This window comes from Paenibacillus turicensis, assembly GCF_050461185.1.
Lineage (GTDB): Bacteria > Bacillota > Bacilli > Paenibacillales > Paenibacillaceae > Fontibacillus > Fontibacillus turicensis_A.
The window spans coordinates 118,863-125,767 of the sequence record NZ_JBCMOR010000020.1 but is presented as its reverse complement, the minus strand read 5'-3'; the positions used below and the strand labels follow the sequence as shown (position 1 = coordinate 125,767).

Annotated in this window: 6 protein-coding genes; 1 reads left to right on the top strand and 5 read right to left on the bottom strand. The window is 39.3% G+C overall.

Annotated features, from left to right (window positions below; genetic code table 11):
* Positions 1 to 294: 294 nt before the first annotated feature.
* The 4 genes from uvrC to ABE099_RS20495 form a co-directional block, all read right to left on the bottom strand.
* Positions 295 to 2,211, bottom strand: a complete 1,917-nt coding sequence (gene uvrC, locus ABE099_RS20510) for an excinuclease ABC subunit UvrC (RefSeq protein WP_430033503.1) — start codon at positions 2,209 to 2,211, stop codon at positions 295 to 297.
* 246 nt (positions 2,212 to 2,457) lie between these two features.
* On the bottom strand, positions 2,458 to 2,775 hold the full coding sequence (gene trxA / locus ABE099_RS20505; RefSeq protein ID WP_430033494.1) for a thioredoxin: 318 nt from the start codon (positions 2,773 to 2,775) through the stop codon (positions 2,458 to 2,460).
* A gap of 161 nt (positions 2,776 to 2,936) precedes the next feature.
* Positions 2,937 to 3,887 (bottom strand): primosomal protein DnaI, encoded by a 951-nt coding sequence (gene dnaI / locus ABE099_RS20500; RefSeq protein ID WP_430033491.1) that lies wholly within the window; start codon positions 3,885 to 3,887, stop codon positions 2,937 to 2,939.
* A 51-nt stretch (positions 3,888 to 3,938) separates the two neighbouring features.
* Positions 3,939 to 5,471, bottom strand: coding sequence for a helicase DnaB (locus ABE099_RS20495; RefSeq protein ID WP_430033501.1), 1,533 nt, complete (start codon positions 5,469 to 5,471; stop codon positions 3,939 to 3,941).
* Between the two features lie 331 nt (positions 5,472 to 5,802).
* On the opposite strand from ABE099_RS20495, the gene hemQ reads away from it, so the two are divergent.
* Positions 5,803 to 6,558, top strand: coding sequence for a hydrogen peroxide-dependent heme synthase (hemQ, locus tag ABE099_RS20490; RefSeq protein WP_430033488.1), 756 nt, complete (start codon positions 5,803 to 5,805; stop codon positions 6,556 to 6,558).
* 98 nt (positions 6,559 to 6,656) lie between these two features.
* Here the strand turns inward: hemQ and ABE099_RS20485 are convergent, their stop codons facing one another.
* Positions 6,657 to 6,905 (bottom strand): hypothetical protein, encoded by a 249-nt coding sequence (locus ABE099_RS20485; RefSeq protein ID WP_430033485.1) that lies wholly within the window; start codon positions 6,903 to 6,905, stop codon positions 6,657 to 6,659.

Below are 6,905 nucleotides of genomic sequence, written 5' to 3'. Positions count from 1 at the left end.
TACTATGTTGGGAGCATATCAGGTTGGCGCCTAAGTGGGTCACTTCTTCATGAACTAAAGTTTATTGGAGGGTAACCCCACTCAAGTTGTTTGAACTGAGGACGGTCAGCCAACCGTCCTTATTTCTATTTATATTTTATCACTTGTAAGATAAAAATGTAAGATAGTTATTTTATTTTTCTAGTGCTTGTAATGTCATATCAAAAGTAACTATAAGCCATACCTTTTATTATTTTAGCCGTTACTCCCCATCATTTTCTCCCTTATCTGTAATCAACTATTTTCTATCCTTAATTATTCACCGTCATGCAGCGCTTCTAAAATTTGTGTCGCTAGCTTATCCCCAATTGATAATGGACGGAAATCCTCCACAGTTGCTTCTTTAATTTTTTTGAGTGAACCAAAATGCTTAAGTAACGCTTTTCTGCGTTTTTCTCCAATGCCTGGAATCGCATCAAGCTGTGACACGACCATCGATTTGGCACGTTGCTCACGATGAAATGAGATGGCAAAGCGGTGCACCTCATCTTGAATACGTTGCAGCAAATAAAACTCTTGGCTATCACGTGGCAAAGAAACCGGCTCAGGTGGATCACCTATCATTAATTGTGCCGTTTTATGCTTTGCGTCCTTCACTAATCCGCAGACAGGTATATCTAACCCCAGCTCATTTTCCAGCACATCAATCGCCGCTGAAATTTGACCCTTCCCGCCATCAACGACGATTAGATCAGGTTTAACCAAGCCTTCCTTTAATACCCGCTCATACCGCCTGCGAATGACCTCACGCATCGTCCCATAATCATCAGGTCCTTCAACCGAACGTACCTTGTATTTACGATAATCCTTTTTAGATGGTTTCCCATCGATAAATACAACCATCGCAGATACAGGATTCGTACCTTGAATGTTAGAGTTATCAAACGCTTCAATCCGTGATAAAGATTCAAGACCAATATGGCGTCCTAAATTTTCTGATGCCTTTAAGGTTCGTTCCTCATCCCGTTCAATTAAACGGAATTTCTCATCTAGGCTTACCTTGGCATTATCCTCTGCCATCGTAATCAACTGCCGCTTTAAGCCGCGTTTTGGCACTAATACCTTTACCCCTAACCATTCCTGTAGCGCAACCGCACCACTAGCCGGGTCAAGCAAAGCATCTGTTGCCTCATCCTCATTTTTATCTAAAGCTGCATCCACAGCTTTTACTGTTGCTTCACTCTCTAAAACTTCATCAGACTCCCCATTCTCTGCTTTAACCTGAGCTTCAATCTCAATCTCCTTCAACTCTGGCAAAATAATTTCCTGAGGTAATGCTGGATTATCACTGTAATATTGCGTGACATAAGATAAGAAATCACTATAGGCATCACCATAAAACGGAAACACAGACGCATGTCGTTCGATCATTTTACCTTGACGCATGTACAAAATTTGCACACACATCCAGCCTTTATCGACTGCAAAGCCAAACACGTCCCGATCCTTGGCATCCTTCATCGTAATTTTTTGCTTTTCCATCAAAGCATCAATACTTATGATCTGATCCCTTAATTCCTTCGCACGCTCAAAATACAATTCCTCAGCAGCTTCATGCATTTTGCGCTCCAGTTCCTTTTTGATTTCCTCATGCCCACCACTTAAAAACTTTTGAATCTCGGAGGTGATCTCATCATAGCTGGACTGGTCAATCTCCTGTACACAAGGGGCTAGACATTGTCCCATATGATAATATAGACATACTTCCTTTGGTAAAACATTGCATTTGCGCAAAGGATACATGCGATCCAGCAGCTTTTTAGTTTGCTGGGCTGCATAACCATTAGGATACGGTCCAAAATATTTAGCCTTATCCTTTACGATTTTACGAGTTACCTCCAAACGAGGATGTAGCTCATTTGTTATTTTTATATATGGAAAAGTTTTATCATCCTTTAAAAGTACATTATAGCGAGGATAATATTTCTTTATTAAATTACATTCAAGAATAAGTGCTTCCATGTTACTGCCAGTCACAATATATTCGAAATCCCGAATATCCGTCACTAAACGTTGAGTTTTACCATCATGACTACCTGTAAAATAGGAACGAACACGATTTTTTAAAATTTTTGCTTTACCTACATATATAATAGTACCTTCGCGGTTTTTCATTAAATAACAACCTGGTAAATCGGGTAATAGAGCTAATTTATGGCGAATGCCTTCCATCGCCTTTTCCCGTTCTTCTAACGACTCAGCATTAACGATCCGCTCATTTTTTTGCTGATTTTCATCTACATATTCATTCTCATTGTCATGTTCATGCTCCATGTCAGTTCTCCCCCTTCCCTGCATTACTTTCTCTATTATACAAACAAATGTTCCAAAATACACATTACTTTGTAATTAAAGCAACGAAAAAACCTCCGGACAACTGTACCGGAGGTTTTACTGTTGATTAGCTTCACATCACCATTATTGGTGTTTAGCCACTAATTCCTTCAGCTTATCTTTAGAGTTAAGGCCTACTACTTTATCTACTGCTTGACCGTCTTTGAACAAGATCATTGTTGGGATACTCATTACGCCAAAGCGGGAAGCAGATTCAGGGTTTTCATCTACGTTTACTTTTGCAATTTTTACGGAATCACCAAGATCACCAGATAAATCCTCAAGAATTGGTGCTAGCATTTTACAAGGTCCACACCATGGAGCCCAGAAATCAACTAGAACTACGCCTTCGCTTTCTACTTCACCTTGAAAGGATTGGTCAGAAACGTTAACAATTGCCATAATTAGCACACTCCTTATATATAAGTCTGTCATCTTAGTTTAACCTGTTTAGGGTAAAACATAAATTTTATACTGAAAATCCACCCACTATTTTATAAAAGGTGGTTACTTAATTATAGCACATTTTATTTTTAAAGCAACCTTATGACATGATGACCTACTTAAGACCGACGTTTATTGCTACCTTTTATTTGAAGCACATCTACAAATGGGGCAATACGATCCATAATCCGCTGTCCTTTATGAACGTCTTCCCCTTCCTTGTTCGTAAAGGCAAGGTGCTTCTCTAACATGGACAATGAATAATTGGAGGTATAAAAAGTAGGCTTTCGATTCATCCGATAATTTAAGATCGCACCTAAAATATGATCGCGTACCCACGGGTTCAAATTTTCAGCACCAATATCATCAAAAATCAACAAATCAACTTCCTTCATTAGCTCCGTAGTTTCCTTTAGCTTCCCATTATCCTGCATCATGGACTTCAAATCCTCCACAAAATCAGGCATATAGACAATCGCACCTGTATATCCCGCCTTCGCTAACTCATGTAGCATATAACACATCAAAAAGGTTTTGCCTGTACCAAAGCTCCCCTCCATATATAACCCTTTGGGGGACAAGCCTTGCTCCTTAGTTTGTTCAATATATTGAAATAGCTTATATACAGCGGGACTTCTATCACGGTCTTTGCCCATAATCTCAACTTCACTATAGCCCTCGCTTAAAGCACGTTCATCCACATAAAAGCTTGTTATCTTTTCCTTGATCATCTGTTCCTTTTCACGCATCGCCTGAAGCTGACAAGGCACCTGACGATCTACGATGGTGGAGACACCACCTTGAGCTTCTACACTAATTTTCGTGTAATGCCCAGGGAAATCATTAGGACAACGATCAAGACCAGGACACTGGCTACAATGCTTATCATCTTTCACGCACTGATATAATTTCGCCATATTTAATGTAAGCTGCTTCTCTGTAATTTCAGGATGTTCTTTCCTAAGCTTTAACACAAGTGGATCATTTAACAAGGAGGACGTTAGTTGCTCTGTTCGTTTGCGTAGCTCCGAATTTTTCATCTGAGATAAAATATCACCTAGTGACTCCATCGTTAGATTCACCCCCTCTGACATTTTAGTGTAGCGATTAGCTAATCATCACTAAGATTTTTTCTTTGCCTTTTCAAGCTGCTCCGCTGCCTTCATCATTTGGACAAAATCTTCCTCAGAGAGTTCATTTCCTTGGTCTGAGTGCTCAACCACTGGAATATAAGGCTTCGCATTTTCCTTACGTCCTGTATAACTTTTTTTGCTACGCCCTTTACTCGCCGCTGCATTACTTTGTTCTTGCTTATTTTTCACCTTAGATTGCTCACGAATATAATGAACAGCTTTCTCATACGTATCAATTTGCTTTAATAACATATTAGAAGCAATGGCATCTACAAAATTCCGATTAATTCGCTGATCCCCACCTTGTGTAAGCAGGTTCATTAAATAATGAATAAGTACATTAATAACTTCACCAGGTAAGCGATAATTCAAATCAACTTTTTCAAAAATATCCATTAAGTTATCAGGAACTGCTCCAGGGAAAAAGGTTTTGAGTAAGCGTGTATACGGCTCATTGCGAAGCATCATATTATATTGATGAATATCACATTTACTGCGGAATTGCGGAGGAACCTCCACATAATATTCCATTTGCACTGCGACTTCCTCTTGAATTTGCTCTTGTGCTTTTGTTGCACTAGCCTCCTGCTGCTCAGCACGCAAAGATACCACTTTATTATAAGTAATCTCTCGTTCTTCCTGCCGACGTTTACCTTGTCTAAACTGCACATTAGCTTTATGCTGAAGCACCTCAAGCAGTAAATTTCCATTTGAATCAAATACGCCATCTTCATCAAGCAATCGACATAGATCAGGCGCAGTTAACTCATATTTATGTGCTACATAATTTACGGTTCCCATCGCCTCATGATTAAAGCGTAAGCCCTCTACATAAGTACGATTATGAGATTCACGTGGAAAACGCAATATAATATCTGCATAATTTAGTTTGTTTTCTATCTGATTAGGCTGATCATTCATTCTTGAAATTGCCGTTTCAGCAATCGCCTGCTCTAATTCATAATCGATGACATGTGTATTTAACTCAAATATTTCATAAAAAGGAACTGAAATATTTTCTTTATTATGTGAAGTATTCCATTCCTCTGGCTCTGCACTAAATAACTTCTCGCGTAAGGACAGCAATGCAAATTTGCCTAGCTTGTCCCGCAACAGCAACGTTAAATGTTGTGTTCTAAAAAATTCTGTAGGTGATAACGGAGCTTGAAGCTCATATTCATACATATAATCATCTTGCTCTGGAATATATAAACGACTGGTCTGTAGTAGTCCTACTGCCTCTAAACAAGACGCTTGCTCGATTAAAAATTTACGTCCCTTCTCACTAGGCTCTATTCCTAAGGTAAGAAACAATCCTCTTTGCTGCTCAATGCTAGAATAGCCCACCTGCTCCATAGGAACCTGCTCCGCCAATACTCGATACAATGCGATTGCAAATGCACCTAACATCGGCTGATAAACCATATTAAGCATTCTAGATTCCAAAGGACCAATACAAAAGTCACGGTACACAAGGTAACGGTGATTTTCTGTGAAATTCAGAATGTGACTCATTCGCACGGCTTTCATCGCCTACTTTCTAACCTTAAATCTGTAACCCATCTAACCTATTCTATCATAAAAATAGTGGCTTAAAAGAGGCTCAATCTAGAAATTAATGGTTCATGTTTTTCAACCGATAACTATTTAATTCAAGAAAATCAGACTGTAACAGGGGTGAAGCCACCCTATGCACCGTAGCTGCTTTCCTCGGAAGTTAGCAACCACTAATTTTTCAAAAGCACCTAAATTCTACTCTTGGTTGTACCGATACAAAAGAAATTATATAATCTAAGAAGGTGTATCATGAGTTTATCATGATATGACATGTAAATGTAGAGGTGATTATATAATGAACGAAGCAGCCTTAACCCTTGAAGGTTGGTATGCGCTTCATGATTTTAGATCCATGGATTGGAACGCTTGGAAGAGAGCAGATGATGAGGAGCGTGCAGGTGCGCTTGAGGAGCTACATACCTTTTTACAAGAGTGGGGTAGCGTCGAGGAAGAGCACAAAGGTAGCTCTGCTGTTTATTCCATCATCGGGCAAAAGGCAGATTTCGTATTTATGCATCTACGTGAATCCCTTGAAGAAATCAATAAGGTGGAAACCGAGTTTAATAAGACGACCTTTGCTGGCTACACTCATAAAGCATATTCCTATGTTAGTGTCGTAGAATTAAGCAACTACTTAGCTTCAGGTAGTGGTAACGATGAGGACCCAATGCAAAATCCTCATGTTAAAGCTAGATTGTACCCAATCCTGCCGCAGTCCAAACATATTTGTTTTTATCCTATGAATAAAAAACGGGATTTAAACGACAACTGGTATATGCTTTCAATGGAAGAACGTCGAGACATGATGCGTAGTCATGGCCTGATTGGACGTAGCTACGCAGGTAAAGTGAAGCAGATTATTACTGGCTCTGTTGGCTTTGATGATTGGGAATGGGGCGTAACCTTATTTTCCGACGATGCCCTCCAGTTTAAAAAGCTTGTATATGAAATGAGATTTGATGAGGTAAGCGCTAGATATGGTGAATTTGGCTCCTTCTTTGTAGGGAATTTACTTCATGAACAAGGCTTTGAGGATATGTTAAAGCTATAAATGAAAATAAAGCAAAGTTAAGAAAAGGCTATACCTAAGATGATTTCCACCTTGGGCATAGCCTTTTTTATATTACAACTTTTTGATTAAGTTATTGTTTAGTCCTGCTCTTCATTTTGCTGTAGTGAAGCCAAAAAATCTGCCGTTTGCTGGTCACGTTGTCTACTTTTTTCCTTAAGACGTTCAATCGCCGGCAAAATTAAAATATCCACCTCTTTTTGCACTGTATATGCAAAATCGTATTGCTGCAACGATTCAAGGTATCCACCTAGCTCCATCAGTGCATGATAACGATCTAGCTCTTCTCTCGTCAGTAATCCCCGCACTTGAACGCTACAGTGCCTCAT

Bases quoted from the DNA above. Each gene is read 5' to 3' on its own strand.
- ABE099_RS20485 (WP_430033485.1), bottom strand. From the start codon at position 6,905: ATGAGGCACTGTAGCGTTCAAGTGCGGGGATTACTGACGAGAGAAGAG.
- trxA (WP_430033494.1), bottom strand. From the start codon at position 2,775: ATGGCAATTGTTAACGTTTCTGACCAATCCTTTCAAGGTGAAGTAGAA.
- uvrC (WP_430033503.1), bottom strand. From the start codon at position 2,211: ATGGAAGGCATTCGCCATAAATTAGCTCTATTACCCGATTTACCAGGT.
- dnaI (WP_430033491.1), bottom strand. From the start codon at position 3,887: ATGGAGTCACTAGGTGATATTTTATCTCAGATGAAAAATTCGGAGCTA.
- hemQ (WP_430033488.1), top strand. From the start codon at position 5,803: ATGAACGAAGCAGCCTTAACCCTTGAAGGTTGGTATGCGCTTCATGAT.